General features: G+C 41.7%; 13 protein-coding genes. 6 read left to right on the forward strand and 7 right to left on the reverse strand.

All coding sequences use genetic code 11. The features are described from left to right. The first annotated feature begins 170 nt into the window (after positions 1-170). The 3 genes from HWQ39_RS09575 (at position 171) to HWQ39_RS09585 (ending at position 3,694) form a co-directional block, all read left to right on the forward strand. Positions 171-2,264 (forward strand): prolyl oligopeptidase family serine peptidase, encoded by a 2,094-nt coding sequence (locus tag HWQ39_RS09575; RefSeq protein ID WP_292843672.1) that lies wholly within the window; start codon positions 171-173, stop codon positions 2,262-2,264. Between the two features lie 205 nt (positions 2,265-2,469). Beyond that, positions 2,470-3,045, forward strand: a complete 576-nt coding sequence (locus HWQ39_RS09580; RefSeq protein WP_292843761.1) for a TIGR04376 family protein — start codon at positions 2,470-2,472, stop codon at positions 3,043-3,045. A gap of 85 nt (positions 3,046-3,130) precedes the next feature. Beyond that, positions 3,131-3,694, forward strand: coding sequence for a GNAT family N-acetyltransferase (locus HWQ39_RS09585; RefSeq protein ID WP_292843673.1), 564 nt, complete (start codon positions 3,131-3,133; stop codon positions 3,692-3,694). A gap of 8 nt (positions 3,695-3,702) precedes the next feature. On the opposite strand, the gene hisC is transcribed toward HWQ39_RS09585, so the two are convergent. Then, positions 3,703-4,788 carry a histidinol-phosphate transaminase gene (hisC, locus tag HWQ39_RS09590; RefSeq protein ID WP_292843674.1) on the reverse strand — a complete coding sequence of 362 codons (1,086 nt, stop codon included), beginning with the start codon at positions 4,786-4,788 and terminating at the stop codon, positions 3,703-3,705. A gap of 339 nt (positions 4,789-5,127) precedes the next feature. On the opposite strand from hisC, the gene HWQ39_RS09595 reads away from it, so the two are divergent. The 3 genes from HWQ39_RS09595 (at position 5,128) to HWQ39_RS09605 (ending at position 10,575) form a co-directional block, all read left to right on the forward strand. Further along, positions 5,128-7,224 carry a TonB-dependent receptor gene (locus HWQ39_RS09595; protein ID WP_292843676.1) on the forward strand — a complete coding sequence of 699 codons (2,097 nt, stop codon included), beginning with the start codon at positions 5,128-5,130 and terminating at the stop codon, positions 7,222-7,224. Positions 7,225-7,652: 428 nt separating this feature from the next. After that, positions 7,653-8,216 (forward strand): type IV pilin-like G/H family protein, encoded by a 564-nt coding sequence (locus HWQ39_RS09600; RefSeq protein WP_292843677.1) that lies wholly within the window; start codon positions 7,653-7,655, stop codon positions 8,214-8,216. A gap of 139 nt (positions 8,217-8,355) precedes the next feature. Next, positions 8,356-10,575: a tetratricopeptide repeat protein gene (locus HWQ39_RS09605; protein ID WP_292843679.1), complete on the forward strand. Its 2,220-nt coding sequence runs from the start codon at positions 8,356-8,358 to the stop codon at positions 10,573-10,575. Between the two features lie 496 nt (positions 10,576-11,071). Here HWQ39_RS09605 and HWQ39_RS09610 read toward each other — a convergent pair whose 3' ends face one another. The 6 genes from HWQ39_RS09610 to HWQ39_RS09635 all read right to left on the reverse strand — a co-directional run bounded on the left by HWQ39_RS09610 (position 11,072) and on the right by HWQ39_RS09635 (position 18,235). Further along, complete coding sequence (locus HWQ39_RS09610) at positions 11,072-11,518, reverse strand: tellurite resistance TerB family protein (RefSeq protein WP_292843681.1); 447 nt, start codon at positions 11,516-11,518, stop codon at positions 11,072-11,074. A 179-nt stretch (positions 11,519-11,697) separates the two neighbouring features. Continuing rightward, complete coding sequence (locus HWQ39_RS09615; RefSeq protein WP_292843682.1) at positions 11,698-11,835, reverse strand: hypothetical protein; 138 nt, start codon at positions 11,833-11,835, stop codon at positions 11,698-11,700. A gap of 380 nt (positions 11,836-12,215) precedes the next feature. Then, positions 12,216-13,109 (reverse strand): bile acid:sodium symporter, encoded by an 894-nt coding sequence (locus tag HWQ39_RS09620; protein ID WP_292843684.1) that lies wholly within the window; start codon positions 13,107-13,109, stop codon positions 12,216-12,218. A 75-nt stretch (positions 13,110-13,184) separates the two neighbouring features. Then, complete coding sequence (locus HWQ39_RS09625) at positions 13,185-15,563, reverse strand: sulfatase-like hydrolase/transferase (protein ID WP_292843686.1); 2,379 nt, start codon at positions 15,561-15,563, stop codon at positions 13,185-13,187. Positions 15,564-15,697: 134 nt separating this feature from the next. Next, complete coding sequence (locus HWQ39_RS09630) at positions 15,698-16,633, reverse strand: formylglycine-generating enzyme family protein (protein ID WP_292843688.1); 936 nt, start codon at positions 16,631-16,633, stop codon at positions 15,698-15,700. Positions 16,634-17,314: 681 nt separating this feature from the next. Continuing rightward, positions 17,315-18,235, reverse strand: coding sequence for a histone deacetylase (locus tag HWQ39_RS09635; RefSeq protein ID WP_292843690.1), 921 nt, complete (start codon positions 18,233-18,235; stop codon positions 17,315-17,317). Positions 18,236-18,438: the final 203 nt, after the last annotated feature.

The following is an 18,438-nucleotide window of genomic DNA, read 5'->3' on the forward strand; positions in this document are numbered from 1 at the left end:
CTACAAGTGTTTGGCTTGACGAGAGTCAGAATCTCTCAGAATACGTTCCCAGCCTGGAGGCTGGGAACGAGTTCAGGAGTGCTGTTTCGGTGACACCTCTCTCTGTTTCTATACTCCACGTCTTGGGTCTATCTTTGTAGTATGTAAAGAAGCAATTTTGATCTAAGACTATGCCTGATTCTGAAAAACCTCTTACCTACCCATCCAGCCACAAGAGTAATCAAGTCGATGATTACCACGGTACTTTAGTCGCAGATCCTTACCGTTGGTTAGAAGATCCTGACTCTGAAAAAACAAAGGCTTGGATTGAGGCACAAAATCAAGTTACTTTTGGCTACCTGAGTGAAATTCCTGCTAGGGAAAAAATTAAACAACGCCTTACCAAACTTTGGGATTACGAAAAATATGGTATCCCTTTTAAAGAAGGCGAATCTCTGCGAGACGGTTCCACCGAACGCTACTTTTATTTTAAAAATGACGGGCTGCAAAATCAAAGTGTCCTTTACACTCTGAAAACCCTCGACGATCAACCCAAAGTTTTACTCGACTCGAATAAACTCTCAGGAGATGGCACTATTGCTCTTTCGGGATTATCTATTAGTGAGGATGGTAGACTTTTAGCTTATGGTCTATCGTCTTCTGGTTCTGATTGGCAAGAGTGGAAAGTACGCGATGTTGAAACTGGTGAAGACCTCCATGATCACCTGAAATGGATTAAATTTTCGGGTGCATCTTGGACACACGATAATCAAGGTTTTTTCTACAGTTGCTACGATGAGCCAAATGAAAAAACTCAATTAGAAGATGTTAACTATTATCAAAAGCTCTACTATCATCAATTAGGTAAACCTCAATCAGAAGATGTTTTAATTTACTATCGCCCTGACCAAAAGGAATGGGGTTTTAGTGGTGGTGTTACTGAAGATGGACGCTATTTAATAATTTCAATTTCGCTGGGTACTGACTCCAAAAATTTAGTTTTCTCCAAAGATTTGACTAACCCTAATGCGGAAGTCATAGAACTAATTAACCAGTTTGAGGCAGATTACAGCTTTATTGACAATGATGATAGCGTCTTTTATTTCCGCACAGATTTAAATGCACCACGGGGAAAAGTGATTGCCATTGATACGAAAAACTCTGCATCAGAAAATTGGCGAGAAATCATTCCCCAATCTGCGGAGACTTTGGAAAGTGTCGGTATACTTAATAATCAATTTGTTGCTGATTACCTCAAAGATGCTCACAGCCAAATCAAAATTTTTGACCTAAAAGGTGAGTTTATTCGAGAGGTAGAACTACCGGGACTAGGTTCAGCCGGAGGCTTTGGTGGTAAGCGTTATGATACTGAAACTTTTTATAGTTTTACTAGCTTTACCATCCCAGGCACTATTTATCGCTACAACTTGGTGACAGGAAAAAGCGAGGTTTTTCGCCAACCACAGGTAGATTTTAATCCCGATGATTACGAGACAAAACAAGTCTTTTATCAGAGCCAAGATGGTACTAGAGTACCAATGTTTATTACCCACAAAAAGGGTATCAAATTAGATGGAAATAATCCTACTTATCTCTATGCTTATGGCGGTTTTAATGCCTCAATGACACCTAGCTTTTCTGTGAGTCTGTTGGTGTGGATGGAGATGGGTGGTGTCTATGCAATGCCTAATATCCGCGGTGGTGGAGAATACGGTGAAGAATGGCATCAAGCAGGAATAAAAGATAAAAAGCAGAATGTCTTTGATGACTTTATTGGCGCTGCTGAGTGGTTGATTGCTAACAAGTATACTAAGACAGAGAAGCTAGCGATCGCAGGTGGTAGTAACGGCGGTTTATTAGTGGGTGCTTGCATAACCCAACGTCCCGATTTATTTGGTGCAGCTTTACCCGCTGTTGGCGTCATGGATATGTTGCGGTTCCACAAATTTACCATCGGTTGGGCTTGGACTTCCGAATATGGTTCAGCAGATAACCTAGAAGAGTTTCCAGCGCTGTATGCTTATTCGCCATTACACAACATCAAACAAAATACAGCTTACCCAGCAACCTTGATTACCACAGCCGATCATGACGATCGCGTTGTCCCTGCTCATAGTTTCAAATTTGCCGCAGCTTTGCAAGCGGCTCACACAGGGAATACACCAACCTTAATTAGAATTGAGACTAAAGCCGGACATGGTGCGGGTAAACCCACAGCTAAAATTATCGAAGAAGCCGCAGATAAATGGGCTTTTTTGGTGCGTACTTTAGATGTGAAATTTTAGCAATTTAGTGGGGAGGGCAATGCCTACCCCACTAAATCGTAGATTTAGTGGTCTTCTCCTTTTGGGAGACGCCAAAGGCAAATAATAAGTGGTGGATTCAGACCCGCCACTTATTTATTCTGACTTCTGAATTCATATTGTCTCGACAATGTACGAGTTTCAATACAATAAAATAGTCACGCACCCAATTTATGGAGTTTTAGCAGTGGGCTTATTTGATGATTTGAGTCGGTTTCTAGAAAACCGTTTAGAAGAATTCTTGCGTAGCAATCCACATTTGGAGCTAGAGGCGCTGCTAGAACAGCTGCGTGAGCAAGAAGAAGACACATTAAAGCTGATCGCAGATTTACAAGTACAAGAGAAGCGATCGCAAGAAGAAATTCTGTCCACCGCTCAAGAAATTCAGCGTTGGCATATCCGTATTCAAAAAGCTAAAAACGCTAGTAGAGAAGATTTGGCGGCGGCGGCGGGTGAGCGAGAAGCAGCCTTGTTGCGCGAAGGAAATCAGCGTTGGGGACAGATGCAAGGGCTGAAAGAACGCATTCAGCAATCTCAGGAACTACTGCAAAAAATTCAGCAGCGGCGACAAGAGGTGCAAGCTAAAGCCGCTGAAGCACAGACAGCCCGTGCTAAAGCGCAAACCCAGCAGCGTTTTGAAACCGTTGGCTGGTCGAATCAAACTAGCAGTTATTCTAGTAGTTTTGATGACTTAGAAGATAAGTTTCGTAGCTGGGAAACTCAGGATGAATTAGAACAAATGAAGCGGAATCTGCAAAAGTAAAATATTTTACTTTCAGTCTCAAGTTGCGATCGCTTGACAGAAAAAATCAAGATAAACTAGACAATGGCTAAATGAGGATTCACTAATGATATTGGAAACTCAACGCCTATTCTTGCGGGAAATGACGCCTTCTGACCTCGACGCGCTACTACTTGTTCTCGGCGATGCAGAATCGATGCGCTACTACCCAAAGCCGTTTGACCGCGAGATGGTGCGAAATTGGATTGACCGGCATCGCCGCAGCTACGTGCAGCATGGTCTCGGCTTATGGGCGATGGTTCTCAAAACCACAGGTGAGCTAATCGGCGACTGCGGATTGATTTGGCAAGAAGTCGAAGGACACCAAGAACTCGAAATCGGTTATCATGTCCGCCGTGACCAACAAATGCAGGGTTACGCAACTGAAGCTGCATCTGCTTGCCAGGACTATGCCTTTAACATCCTGGGTTGCGATCATCGCGTCATTTCCCTGATTCGCCCAGAGAACATTTCCTCTCAGCGTGTAGCCCAGAAGAATGGCCTCAAGGTCGTTCAGGAAACACTCTGGCGTGACATACCGCACTATATATATGCTGTGCAACGCTCACAAAGTAAATTTTTTACAATAAGCAATTTCTCAGAAGTAGAGAAGTCAAAATTCCAGGTGTAGCCGAGGTTTTAGATTCTCTTTTCCCCATCTTTTTTGTCCCCAGTCTTTAATAAATCAATTAGTGCCTCCACTAGAGCCTGATTTTGCTCATCAGTGCCAACAGTAATACGTAATTTATCATCTAGTCCAGGTTGCTTAAAGTAGCGGATTAAAATTCCTCCTTCCTTCAGTTTTTGATAAAGATATTCTGCATTGTCTTCTCTTGGCTGTGCCAACAAAAAGTTAGTTTGGGAATCCCAAATATGAAAACCCAATTGTTTCAAGTCTGTTGCTAACTTAGTCCGTGATGCCTTAATCTTTGCTACACAAGCATTTTTATAAGCTTGATCGGTAATAGCAGCTGTACCAATTGCACAAGCGATCGCATCAATGTTATAGCTATCTTTCACCTTAAACAATCCCTGCAACAGTTGGGGATTCGCCACCCCAAAACCCAGGCGTAATCCTGCCAATGAGTACCCCTTAGAAAGTGTCCGAATCACGATGACGTTTTCGTATTCCTTTACCAAAGCCAAGGCATTCTCTTCGGTAAAATCTACATAAGCTTCATCAATCACCAAAACCCCAGATAACTGGCTGGCTAATTTTCGCAAGTCATTTGTTGCCACCACATGCCCTGATGGACTATTGGGCGACGCAATAAATGTCACAGAACCATTGGCGGCAACCAGTTCTTCTAAAGGTAAGCTGTAGTCCTCGCTGTAGGAAATTTCAATAATTTCCGCCGCTTGCATTTCTGCCAACGTGCGATATAGCACATAAGTTGGCATCGGGTAAACAACCTTCTTCCCAGGTTCTACACAGGCTCGAATGATTACGCTCAATAATTCATCACTACCATTTCCGACGATAATCCAATCACTAGGAACTTCTAAAACTTTACTTGCAGCTTGCCGGAACTCTCTACCGAAAGGCTCTGGATACCGCCGTAACCACTCACCATCGATATTCCGTAGCACAGCTAATGCGGCAGGAGAAGGAGGATAGGGGTTTTCATTGCTGTTAAGTTTAATGATCTGTGTACCACGTTGAGGCTGCTCACCGGGAACGTAGCTAGCCATTGCATCAACATTGGAGCGAAAGTAGTTAATCATAGGGCATTAGGCATTGGGGAAATTTCAACCCACAATTTCTGACAATATCGTTTTTTGTCGTTTACATCAAAAAATACGGCATTATAAATCAATACAGTTCAGAATGAGCAAAAAATACTTGTAGAGACGGCGATTTATCGCGTCTCGAAAACTCGAAAACCCAAAAATGTTGTCATTAGCCCTTAACCCAAGCGTATTGCATTATAAATTACGAATTACGAATTACGATAACAGTTTCATCTGAACCATAGAAATATGACAGCGTGTCTTTTGACACGATTTTACTATTACAGCCACAATGCTACGTAGTAACTGTTTTTACTTGGTGTGAAAGAGAACGTGAAAAAGGATTTTTTGTTGCTAACAGTTGCTTTACCGAGTTTACTGATAGCATTTCCTAGTTATGCTGCTGAGAGTGAAATTGAGCAGAGAAATAATCATAAATCGACCGAAATCATTTCAGATATTCCGAGTTTGAGTGAAATTGAGCTACCCGCTACTAATGCCGAATTATTATCTCAACAATCTGTACCGATTCAAGTTAATCCAGAAGAAACTCAGCCAGAAACAGAGCCAACTCCCAGTGATGATGTAGACATTTCTATAGAAGCGATCGCAGAACCAGATAATCTACCTCAATCTACTCCAACTTACGTAATTGATCGAGAAGAAATTAAAAAGCAGGGTGCTGCAAGTTTAGCCGATATTTTGAAAAGAATGCCTGGTTTTGCAATCAATGATGTCGGTCATGGTGCAGATATTCACACAGGTACATACTATCGAGGAGCCTCAATTAATCAGTCTGTATTTCTGATTAATAGCAAACCAATTAACAATAACGTCAACACTTATCATGGTGGTACTGATTTAAATAGTATTCCTGTAGAGGCAATTGAACGAGTGGAATTATATAGCGGTACAGCCTCCGCTTTATTTGGTTCTTCAGCCTTTGGGGGAGTTGTGAATATCATCACCAAAGAAGGTTATGGCAAACCTAAATTGAGTGGAAGTGCGGAATTTGGCTCATTGAGTTTAAATAATCAACAAGTGGCTTATGGTGGTTCATCTGATAAAGTCAAGTACAACTTTAGCTTTGAAAGATTCTTTACAGATAACCGTTACCGCGTCCCTGTAGGTGCAGCTAATCGTGATAGTCAGGGGTTTTTATCAAATGCAGACACAGCGACAAGTACTTATTTTGGTAGCATTGGACTAGATTTAGATCAGAAAAACTCATTGAATTTAGATGTTACTAAACTCAGTAGTCGTCGCGGCTTAATTTATTTTGGCTTTCCTCTCCAAAGAGATAGATTAGACCACGATGGTTTAAACCTTGGCTTATCTTGGAAAACTCGACTAGGTAATGGCGAAAGCTCTAATTTGACAACTTCAATTGGTTATAACCAAGATTATTTCAGCACTTATGGCCCTACAGGAGCATTTTACCGTACAGGAGCTTTAGATACACAACAACTCACAGCTAGGGTAGATCATGAATGGAAAATTACTGCCAATAATAAATTGCGTTGGGGATTAGATTTGAAAAACACCGACTTAATCGGTGATGTTTTGAGTACAAATCCTAGTAGTATTGCCAAAAATGAAACTGAAGATCGGAGTTTGTTCAATACAGCTTTATTTGCTGTGAATACTTGGAATATTAACGATAATTTTTTGATAGATTTAGGCTTAAGACAAAGCTTTGACAGCCAATTTGGAAATTATCTTAACCCTAGTGTTGGGTTGCGTTATGCCGTCACACCAATAGTAGCAGTGCGTGGAAGTTGGGCAGGAGGACAACGCAATCCTGGGTTAGATCAGTTGTATGTTTATGATACAGTTCATGGTTGGGAACCCAATCCTGATTTAAGACCGGAAACGGGTTCTACTTGGACTGCGGGAGTGGATGTTAATTTTTCTCAAAATCTGATTGGACAGTTTACTTACTTTGGTAGTAGTATAGGCGATCGCTTGGGAGTCATCGCCGGAAAATGGGCAAACATTGGACTAGTAGAAACCAATGGTTTAGAGGCTGCATTGCAATTTTTAATTGCAAATAGCTGGTCAACTTTCCTCAACTATACTTATACAGATGCTCAAATCAAAACAGGAACAGAGGAAGGTTTGCAGTTAGGTTTGATTCCCTACTCTATATTGCAAACTGGCGTGGGTTATCAAAATTCAGGTTGGCAGGCTAATTTGTATGTTACCTACAATAGTGGCGCTCGTAGATCCATCTTCGCTAACCCCAGTGACAAGCCTACAGATTTTGCACCGTCTTTCGTGAATTTAGATTTGAGCGGTCGTATACCTCTAACTAGCAATTTAGGATTGACAGTTTACTTAGAAAATCTACTTGGTGAGCAATATGAGCGAGTTAATCGCATATATAGCCCTGGATTTACTTTCCGTGTGGGTTTAAGCGCCAATTTTTAGATATTACAGCAGTTTTCATGTATTTAAACCACATCTGTCGTAAGGGCACAGCATGTGCCCCTACTGCGTGGTCTATTTACCTGAAAATAGCTGTCAATGTAGAGATTGTGCAATGAAAAAATCTCTGCTTCTGGCGTAGGGTTTCTCTTACCGTATATAGAAGAGGACGACTTGGAAATAAGAAATCTGCGATCGCCTGACGTGTTGACTAAACCAAGCTCCATTGCTGATACGGAATGGGGACACGCTCACCGAAACAGTGCTGAGTAAGGAGTGCTGAGTAAAAAGTAATAGTTGCACTGGCTCAACTAACAGCACTCCTGAAACATTTAGCCAAACTTTTTTTCTGAAGGTGATAGGAAAGTGATCGCAAGTGGGTAAGTTACATCTAGAACACGCAACCACTTCCTACACCAGGGAAAACACTTATGAAAACCGAACTAAAAGCCAAATTTATCCAACACATCCTCAACAAAAAGAAGGAAAACGAAGGTTTCACACTTATTGAATTATTAGTAGTAATTATCATCATCGGGATTTTGTCTGCGATCGCTCTACCTTCTTTCTTGAACCAAGCTAACAAAGCCAAGCAGTCTGAAGCTAAAACTTATGTAGGTTCCATGAACCGCGCCCAACAAGCTTATTACTTAGAAAATACTACATTTACAAATTCAATTGGTGCTTTAGGTCTTGGTATAGCAACACAAACCGTAAATTACCAATACTCGGCTGCCATTTTAACGGGCGGTAGTGTAGTAAGCAACCTAGCACAAGTAATACTTGCCACTGCGCCTCTCAAAAGCTATGTAGGTATTGTAGAGGTAACAACCCAACAAGCTACCAGTGAAGCTACTACCGTGGCTGTTTTGTGTGAATCTAAAAATGCTATGGTTAACGGTGGTGTGAATGCAAGTACCGCTACAATTGCCTACACCGCTGGAGCACCTGTTTGTCCCAACGCGGGCACCGACTTCGTATCTTTAGCTAAGTAACTAACCAATGACAAACGGTATATAAATTGTCTGTCAACTAAATGTTTTCCAAAGTGGGTAGATGCTTCTATCCACTTTATTTCTGTTATGTAAGTTGTTCACAAGTATATTTCTCATAAAACTTTCTCAGAGAATTACAATGATTACTGATATATATAATTGGCAAAACCAAGCTGAACAATACTTGATTCAAGAAAAATATTCGGAAGCAGCACAGTTATATGAACAAGCAATAGAAATAGAACCAAATGCTATTTCTTATTATTGGCATTTAGGGTTAATATTGCTATTACAAGGGCAAGAAGCAGAAGCTCAAATGACTTGGATGATGCCAATAACAGAGGCAGATGAGGAACAGTTAGCAATTTGGACAAATGAATTATTTCAAGTTTTACAAATAGAAGCTGAAAGGCGTGAAACACTAGCAGAATATTCTGTAGCTTGGTTAATTCGCCAACATATACGAGAAATTAATCCTATTAATATCAATAATTTGCTTCAAATTCTTCTCCTTTCTATCAAATTAGAAAAAGTTGAAGAAATTGATGATTTGAATGAGTGGGGATTAATTGAAAGTTTAAACGAGAAAGAAAATATAGAAATTGATGCCGAATTATTAATCCAACTTTTAAAAGAAATTTTAAATGCTGTTCCCTTACATCCAATTAATCTAAATTTAATAGAAGCTAGTCTTCCTTATTTCTCTGATGCTCATCAATGCTTTTGTATATTGCTTCCTGTTGCTATCCAACTTGGTCATACTTTGCGACAGCCTTTACTAGCAGCATCCGTGCTAAAACTGCATTTACAATTAGAACCAGATAATGTAGAAATTTTGCGGCACTTAGCGACTTTTTATCAAGATGCTCGTAATTATTCTCAAGGGATAGAGACAGCTAAGTTATGTTATTCCCTATCAGAAAGTTTAGCTGATAAAATTTTTGCGCTCCATCTGATGTTAAGAGGTTTAATGTCAGCAGGGGGATATTGGCAAGAGATATGTACAACTTGCCAAGAATTAGAAACTGTATATAAACAGTTTATTGAAGCTCAACCAATTCTTTTAGAAGAAGGAAGAATATTACGGTTGCTTACGCCAGCTTTTGCGATACCTCATATTAAAGATGCTCCTTCTGAATTTCGAGTTATTCATAATAAGATAGCTGAAATTTTTAATAATGATATTCAAGCTCTTGCACAATCACAAGAAAAAAACTATCATCATAAACTTATTAATAACCGATATTTAACACCCCATGCAAAGAAATTAAAAATTGGTTATATATCTTACGCTTTGAGAAATCACTCTGTTGGTTGGCTAGCTCGCTGGTTATTTGAACATCATGACCGAGATAAATTTGATATTCATACCTATTTTGTGAATTATAAATTAGTAGATGATTTTCTCCGAGATTGGTATGTACAGAATGCAGGTAATGCTCATAAATTAGGCATAAATGGTCTAGAAATTGCTGACCAGATATATCAAGATGAAATTGATATTTTGATTGACCTTGATAGCATCACTCTAGATATTACTAGTGAAGTGATGGCACTCAAACCAGCCCCAATTCAAGTTACTTGGCTGGGGTGGGATGCATCAGGTATACCTGCAATTGATTACTTTATTGCAGATCCTTATGTGTTGCCAAATGATGCCCAAAATTACTATACAGAAAAAATTTGGCGATTACCTCAAACTTACATAGCAGTAGATGGTTTTGAAGTTGGTGTCCCAACTCTCCGCCGCGATGACTTGGATATTCCTATGGATGCCGTTGTCTATCTCAGCGCCCAAAGAGGATATAAACGCCATCCAGAAACGACAAAATGGCAAATGCAAATTATCAAACAAGTACCTAACAGCTATTTTTTGATTAAAGGGCCGGCTGAGGAGGAAACAATTAAACGCTTCTTTTACCAAATTGCCGAAGAAGAGGGTGTAGATTGTTCTCGGTTACGATTTTTACCACAAGTTTATTTAGAGTCAGTTCATCGTGCTAATTTAGCCATTGCTGATATTGTATTAGATACATTTCCCTACAACGGAGCAACAACAACCCTAGAAACCCTCTGGATGGGTATCCCTTTAGTGACAAGAGTCGGTGAACAATTTGCGGCTCGTAATAGCTACACCATGATGATGAATGTAGGTGTGACAGAAGGTATCGCTTGGACAGATGAAGAATATATAGAATGGGGTGTGCGCTTGGGTAAAGATGAAGCTTTACGCCAGCAGGTTACTTTGAAACTGAAAGCATCTCGACAAACAGCACCCCTTTGGAATGGTAAGCAGTTTACTCGTGAGATGGAGAAGGCTTATCAGCAAATGTGGCAGAGGTATATTGAGAAAAAATAAGCTCGTAGTTCAGGAGTCAGAATTCAAAATACTTTATCCATGTGCCCTTACAGAGAAGCGGGAGCATCCCAAATGTAGTAAAACATAATTTGTCATTGCGTACTCCTTCAGAGAACCCGTAGGGTACGGAACGCAGTGAAGCAAAGCAATCGCAACATCTGTAGTTTGCGATTGCTTTATTTTGCAACTCTTGGAGACCTACCGCGTAGCAATATCCCCGTAGGGGTACGCTTCATTCGCAATGACAAGTAACGGTTTTGGTAAATTTACAAAATTGGGATGTTCCCCAGAGAAGCGATTTGACTTCTGAGTTCTTCTTGATAAAAAACTCCACGCCACTTGCGGGATGGAGTTTCCCGTCGCTTTCAATAAATAATTTTGAACAGCAAAAAATAGTGGCAAGGAAGTTTAGCTTCTTTGCCACACTTTGGTTATAAGCTACTCATACAGTTTAATCAGGTAGGTACAATAGGCATAACAAGTTACGTTCCACATCCTATGCGCGATTTTTAATCAAGATTACTTGCACAATTTGTATTGCTATCTCACTAGAAACCCCTAAAGCTTGATATAGATCATTTAAAAAGTTTTTTTCTTCTTCAAGTACAATACCTTCAGCTAGGACTAAATCGCTCGCTACTGCAAAGGCTGCTTCTCGCAAGTCTTGAGATAAAGAATCTTTTGCTGCATTAAACAAAGCATTAAAGCCATCACCCTGGAGAATGCCCAAGATTTTGTCAAACAATCTGTCCATCATTTCGTGGGGATAACTTTTAAAAAGTTTCATCCGAGACAACACAGAAATGATAGAATTTGCTTGCTCAACAGAAAGATAACCGTCCGAAGCGGTTGCCGTCAATATAATGACTGCAAAAGCCTCGGCTGGATTGAGTGCTGCTTGGGTTTGGCTTTCTGTGCCCAACACAGCGTCGAATAGACCCATTGTAGTAGCTCCTTGGTTAGAGTCCCAATAGCGCTATAGCTACCTGTGTGTTTGGTAGATTTACAGGCAAGACTGTAACGCTATAAGACTTTCATATCTTAGTGTTCCCAGGATTCATTCAAGGCGAACACTTGCACCCAATGGTTTTTTGGCAGGAACTACATTGCCATTTGTAAACTTTAGCGTTCTCCTGCCTTTTCTATTGTCTCGATTACCGCCAAACCTATACTAGAAGCTGCTATTAACAGCACTATTGATATCAAATAGGCATTTGTCAGTATCCTCAGGGCTTCATCGAAAAAAATATAGGTGGTCATTGCTTCACCTTTTGAACTTTGTGCTGCTAGTACTTTTTATTTCTCCACACCCTGATAGGTGTATTTCGCTGAGAAACTGCTAGCAATTGCATCTTAACAAAACTTTAGCTCTTTCAGAACACTGCTTAAAATTTTTCTTTCTGAAGATTTGATGAAGTAGGGGATTGGGGACTTACCATAAGCGCAGTCGTACTCCTCCGGGGAAGCTACGCGTAGCGTCCCGTAGGAAAGTGAGTCGAAGTATTGGGAATTGTGGACTGGGCACAAGAGCCGGAGGAGTGCGGCGGAAAGACTTACTCCAACTTCCCCTCTAGCCCCCATGCTTTCCCTAGTCCCTAGTCCCCAATCCCCAGTCCTCAATTCCCAGTCCCCAGTCGCCATTACAAAACCTTTACCTGGTCTATTTCTAAAATTTTTTCTTCTTGAATTTCTGTAAACTTTTGTCCGGCGATAAGAACTATGACCAACATGAGTAAACTCGTCACCATAATGATGCTCACGACGTTGGGATCGTCGAAATTGCTTGTACCCACTAATAATGCTGCGGCAAAATTGCGTTGAGCGGTTCCTACTCCTAGTACTCGTTGGGTATCGATACCAGGGCCGCCCAAAAGATAACCTACGGAAAAGGAAAATACAATGAAAACCGCACAAACTAGGATTGCACCTGTTTGCAATAAAGTGATAATTTCGTAGAAATGTACAGCCAGCCTCACTGCTAGACCTAAAAATAATCCAGCACTAGATATTTTCGAGACAATCGGCTGGAAACTAGAGGCGATCGCAGCAAACTTGGCTTTGATAAATAACCCTATGGCTAATGGGCTTAACATCAAAAACAGCAAGGGTTTGGCAATGTCCCAAGAGTTAACTTGTACTCCTTGCAAAACTAAGGGCAGTACGATGGGCATGTATATAATTGTGCCGAACATCAGCAACATCATCAGTCCTGTAGAGAAAGCCACATTACCTTTGACTATTTGAGCAAGTTTGGGTAAAGCTGGAGGGCCTGCTGCTATTGCCATGATGATAAAACCATCTTTGATTGGTTCACTCAGAGGCACTATTTGCAACAGCAAATACACAAAAAGAGGTACCAAAATAAAATTTGCTACCAAAGATAAAACGATTAAACGAATATTGCGGAGTGGTTCCCAAATCTGCTGTACGGTTAGACGTAAACCAGTACTCAGCATAGTGGCAACAATAAATGTGAGAAATGCGAGCTTGTCGATTAGTGGAAAGATGTCAATTAGTGAAAAGATATCGCTCATAATTTTTGATTTCACCCAAAGAAAAGTTATAGGGGCAATTGAAGAATTGTCCCTACCTGAAAATAAGGGTTTCGGCTATTGTTTGCGTAAGCCTTGTTCTATTTGAGGTTGTGCTGACTTGATATCAAGAGTGACTTGCTGTAAGTTGCCTGTGAATGCAAAGGGGACTTTGTAGGTTTCAACTACAGGTGTACCTGTATCGCGACCGACATCAAAGGTTTCGTCAAGGGCCCAACGAAAAGCGATAGTTTTGGCAATTCGACCCTCGGCTACCTGTTTATCGTTGATGAATAGTTTGCCAGTTCCACCAGTCCCAAGAGCGCCACCGTCGTAGTCAAAATTGAATCGCAGTGTAGATTTACCTGTGGGTACTGTTTCTGTAGATTGAATAATGTAGCGTTCAGCATTGACGAAATTGTAGGCATAAGTCGGTTTGCCATCCTCAAGGAAGAAACTCCAACCAGAAAAGCGTCCGCCTTGTGTCAATAGAATGCCTTCTGCACCGCTTTCGGGAATATCCACATTTGCAGTGATGCTGAAGGAGCGATTTTTGATGTTGGGGGCACTACCTTCTGGAATTCCGAATGTGCCCGGATAGTAAGTAAAGCTGGTGCGTCCTGTGAGTAAGCTGGGGCGGAGTTGGATATCAAACCGTTCAAAAGCGCGATCGTCTAATGGTAATACTTGGTATTTCTTGGCTTCAGACAAAAACAACTTCTGGAGTTTTTGCAGCTTTTCGGGATTTTGATCGGCTAAGTTGTTCGCTTCACTAAAATCTTTCTCAATATTGTATAGTTCCCACGGATCTCGATCAAAGTCAGCTTTGATAGTAGCTTGCCAAGGCAAACGAGGATGACGAGCCGCCGCAATCCAGCCTTGATCGTAAATGGCTCGATTACCAAGCATCTCGAAATACTGAGTTTTACGATGGGAAGGAGCATCGGCATCATCAAAGGTATAGGCAAGGCTAGTACCTTCAATCGGTTGTTGTTTGACTCCATTAACTTTAGTTGGGGCAGTAATTCCTGTAGCTTCTAAAATGGTGGGCGCAATATCAATTACATGATGGAATTGGCTGCGGAGTCCTCCTGGATTTTTGATGCGATCGCCCCAAGAAATGACCAAGGGATTCCGAGTCCCACCAAAGTGAGAGGCGATTTGTTTTGTCCATTGAAAGGGAGTATTCACCGCCCATGCCCAACCCGCAGGAAAATGGTTGAATGTCTTAGGACTACCCAATTCATCAATTGAGGCTAGTAGTTGTTCTGGGTTTTCGGGTACGCCATTGAAGACTTTTAACTCATTGACACTACCTGTTAAACCACCTTCGGCACTAGCACCGTTGTCCCCGACTATGTAAATTACTAAGGTGTTATCTAGTTCGCCAAGTTGATCTATGCCATCAATCAACCGTCCCACTTCATAGTCTGTATGTGCCAAAAATCCGGCAAACACTTCTACCATGTGGCTATAAAGTTTCTGCTGTTCTGCTGATAGGGAATCCCAAGCAGGTAGTTCTTTCGGACGGGGAGTTAGCTGGGCATTTTCTGGAATCACACCCAGTTGTTTTTGACGAGCAAAGGTTTCTTCCCGCAATTTATCCCACCCTTGGTTAAACTTGCCTTGATATTTATCAATCCAGGCTTTGGGCGCGTGGTGGGGTGCGTGGGTAGCACCAGTAGCAAGATAAGTAAAGAAAGGTTTGTCAGGGGCAATAGATTGTTGAGAGCGAATCCAGGCGATCGCATGATCTACTAAATCTGGGGTCAAGTGATAATCTGGGTTATCGCTAGGTTTGTCCACCCGCTTGGTATTTTCTACCAAAGCCGGAGACCACTGGTTAGTATCACCACCCAAGAAACCGTAAAAATACTCAAATCCTAACCCTGTCGGCCAGCGGTCAAAAGGGCCGGCAGCACTGGTTTCATAGTCGGGCGTGTTATGCCACTTACCGAAAGCAGCCGTGTTATAGCCATTTTGACGCAGTACTTCTGCCACAGTGGCAGCACTCTGAGGCAAAATCGCCGTGTAACCTGGATAACCTGTAGCTAACTCTGTGACTACACCTGTACTTACTGAGTGATGGTTCCGCCCAGTTAACAATGCTGCCCGTGTCGGTGAACAGAGGGCTGTAGTGTGGAATTGGTTATAGCGTAATCCTCTTTCGGCCAAGCGAGTCAAATTAGGAGTTTCGACTGGGCCGCCAAAGGTGCTTGCTTGTCCAAAGCCCACATCATCTAGCAGTATTAGCAGCACATTGGGAGCTTGTGCCGGAGCAGTGATTGATGACGGAAAATCCGGTTTTGAATCTTTGTAGGTAATGCCGATTTTGCCTTTGAACGACTCTTCAGGAATCGGCAGAACCTTTGATGTCGCTGCTAGGGCAGGGCCAGTGAATGTGAACAAGACGATGAGGAAAGAGAGGGCGAGCGATCGCCAAAGTAAACGTGACATGTATTTAATCCTTTGAATCATTAGGCATGGGGAATAGGGATTGGGGACTGGGGAATAGATGGGAAGTTGGAGTAAGTCTTTACCCTTCGCCCTTATGGCTTTTGTGCCCAATACCCAATACCCAATCCCTCGACTTACTTCAAGTTCTTCACCAAGCGAAAGCCGATATGCGTTGTTCCGGTGTCGGGGGCTTGAGACTCGCGTGCTGCTGGGCGGTAGCGGCTGCAATAGTTGGGCGCACACAAATAAGAGCCTCCTTTAATTACGTGTAGGGCAATCTCTGTGGGTTTGTTGGGGTCAAAACTCTGCTTTGGGCCTGTGGGGTTCATACTATGAGTTTTGCTGTTATGTCCTAAAGCAAACCAGTCAATGGTCAATTCCCAAACGTTACCAGCCATGTCATAAAGACCATAACCATTGGGTTCAAAGGAGCCGACTGGAGCTGTGCCCAGATAACCATCACTTGTAATGTTGAAAAAAGGGAATATTCCTTGCCAGGTGTTAGCTTTTTTCTCAGAATACTGATTGCCCCAAATGTAGGTTGTGTTGTCTAATCCACCACGGGCGGCATATTCCCACTGAGCTTCTGTGGGTAATGATTTTCCTGCCCATTTGGCGTAGGCTGCGGCATCTTCGTAGGCGATATGAACGACTGGATGATTTTCTTTTGCAGCGATTGCACTGTCGGGGCCAAAGGGATGTTGCCAATTGGCTCCAGTTGTCCAATGCCACCAACTCAAAAAGCTCTCACCTGGCTTTGCGATCTGGAACACGAGGGAACCTGGCGATCGCTGCTCATCAGGTAGATCGGGAAACTCTTCTTTAGATAAAGGGCGTTCTGCAACTGTCACATATCCAGTTGCTTGGACAAACTGAGTAAATTGAGCGTTTGTGACTTCGTATTTGTCAATGCAGAAGGAAGTGACTGTTACATTCTCTGCCGATTGCTCTTCGACAAAACTAGAATTATCTGACCCTATTTTGAAACTACCTTCGGGAATTAGCGCCATCTCTTGAGGACAGTTGCTTTGTGTGGTGTCAATCGTGGCTGCAAATGCAGTTGAGTTCATCAAGAGAATAAACAGTAACGTTAAAAAAGTGAGAAAACAACAATTTTTCCCTGGCTTTGACATTGTAGAAATTAACCCCCTACCGCAGGGCGGAATTAAAAATTAAAAATTAAAAATCAATACAGCGTAAACGTTTCATTGATTGGGCATGAGTGGTTTATTTCCGCCGTTTTTTACTAGATTGGGCGGTTGCAGTTCATAAACAAAATAGTAAAATTTTCTCCAGCCTTGATAAATCTGAAAAAAGCTGATGCTGACTTCAACAACAACTCTAAACCTCATATTTATTCTGAATAAGGCTTTATTATCTGGAGTTTGCAATAATTACTCTACCGATTAAAAACTTATATTTATTGACATGAAATTGAAAAGAGATTATTCAGTTTTTCAATTGAAAATTTGCTTACATTGATATATAAAAAATCTTGTTTTTATTAAAACTACTGTGAATTTATTGATTTACCGTAGTTATGTCTTAATATTGATAAATTACATCTTATCAAAAGATAAGTCAAGAACTTTTTCTGACCGAAGCATTGCCGAGGAATAACTGAGAATCCCCACTCAGCGAGAAATTAGGAATCGCGTACTAGAAGGCTTGCCACAATCATCAAAACTTCTCCCAATGGGAGAGGCCAAGAGCGATCGCAGGCTCGAAATTCAGCACGGAGACGAGAAAGCCTAGACCAAACAACGTTCAATCGTTGCTACAACTGATTGAGAAAGAGTATCAAAGTCGTAGCCACCTTCTAAGCCAAACAGAATTTTACGAGTTACACCTAGACAATAATCAGTAAATAAAGCGTAGTTTTCTGGCTGCAAATTTATACTTGCCAAAGGATCTTCTGCATTAGCATCGTAACCAGCACTGACAATTAGTAAATCTGGCTGAAAGTTGGCTAAAAACGGTACTACCTTATTTTCAAATAGTGGCTGATATGCTGTAATATCGCTACCTGGAGGTATAGGCAAGTTGATGACATTATTGTGAAAGCCCCGTTCTGTAGCTCTCCCAGTACCGGGATAACAAGGGTACTGATGTAACGAACAATAAGCAATTTGGGGATAAATTTCTACAATAGACTGAGTACCATTACCGTGATGTACATCCCAATCGAGGATGGCGACGCGGTTAACACCGGGTTGTTCGAGGGCAAATAAAGCGGCGATCGCAGCATTAGAAAATAGACAAAAGCCCATCCCCGCATCACTTTCTGCGTGATGTCCTGGGGGACGCGCTAGTACAAAAGCTGGATTAGCCGACTTTAACACAAGCTCAACTCCATCCAACCATGCACTGACTGCCAACAATGCCACATCATAACTGCGCGCGGAAACTGGCGTATCTCCATCCAAAGGGCCGCCGCCACTAGAGGCGATTTGCCAAAGTTTTTTGATGTAGGCTGGGCTATGCGCTTGAACCAAAGAAGACATTAGTGAAGGCTGTTCGGATGCTGGTGTAGGCGATCGCCAGGTAATTTGATCTGCAAATGTAGCTTCTTTGAGGGCATTTGCGATCGCTATCAAGCGTTCTGGTTTTTCAGGATGGTATTTTCCAGTCTTGTGATCTAAAAATTCGTCAGAATAGATGACTGGCAGCATAGAGTTTTTGTATCCTCACTGACAAACAGTTTTTACTTCGCTTGACTTTATCCATTTTCTATGAACGCGATACTCCTGTGGAGTCGTTGCGTGATCGCTCAGGCTGAAACCTTTATGAGACTGTCATTTTACCTTTTCAAGTTTATCGAGAATCAATGGAAAAAGTTTTTGCCAAAAAGCTAGGGTTTTTAACGTATAAAGAC

Source organism: Nostoc sp. NMS8, from assembly GCF_017115045.1.
GTDB lineage: Bacteria > Cyanobacteriota > Cyanobacteriia > Cyanobacteriales > Nostocaceae > Nostoc.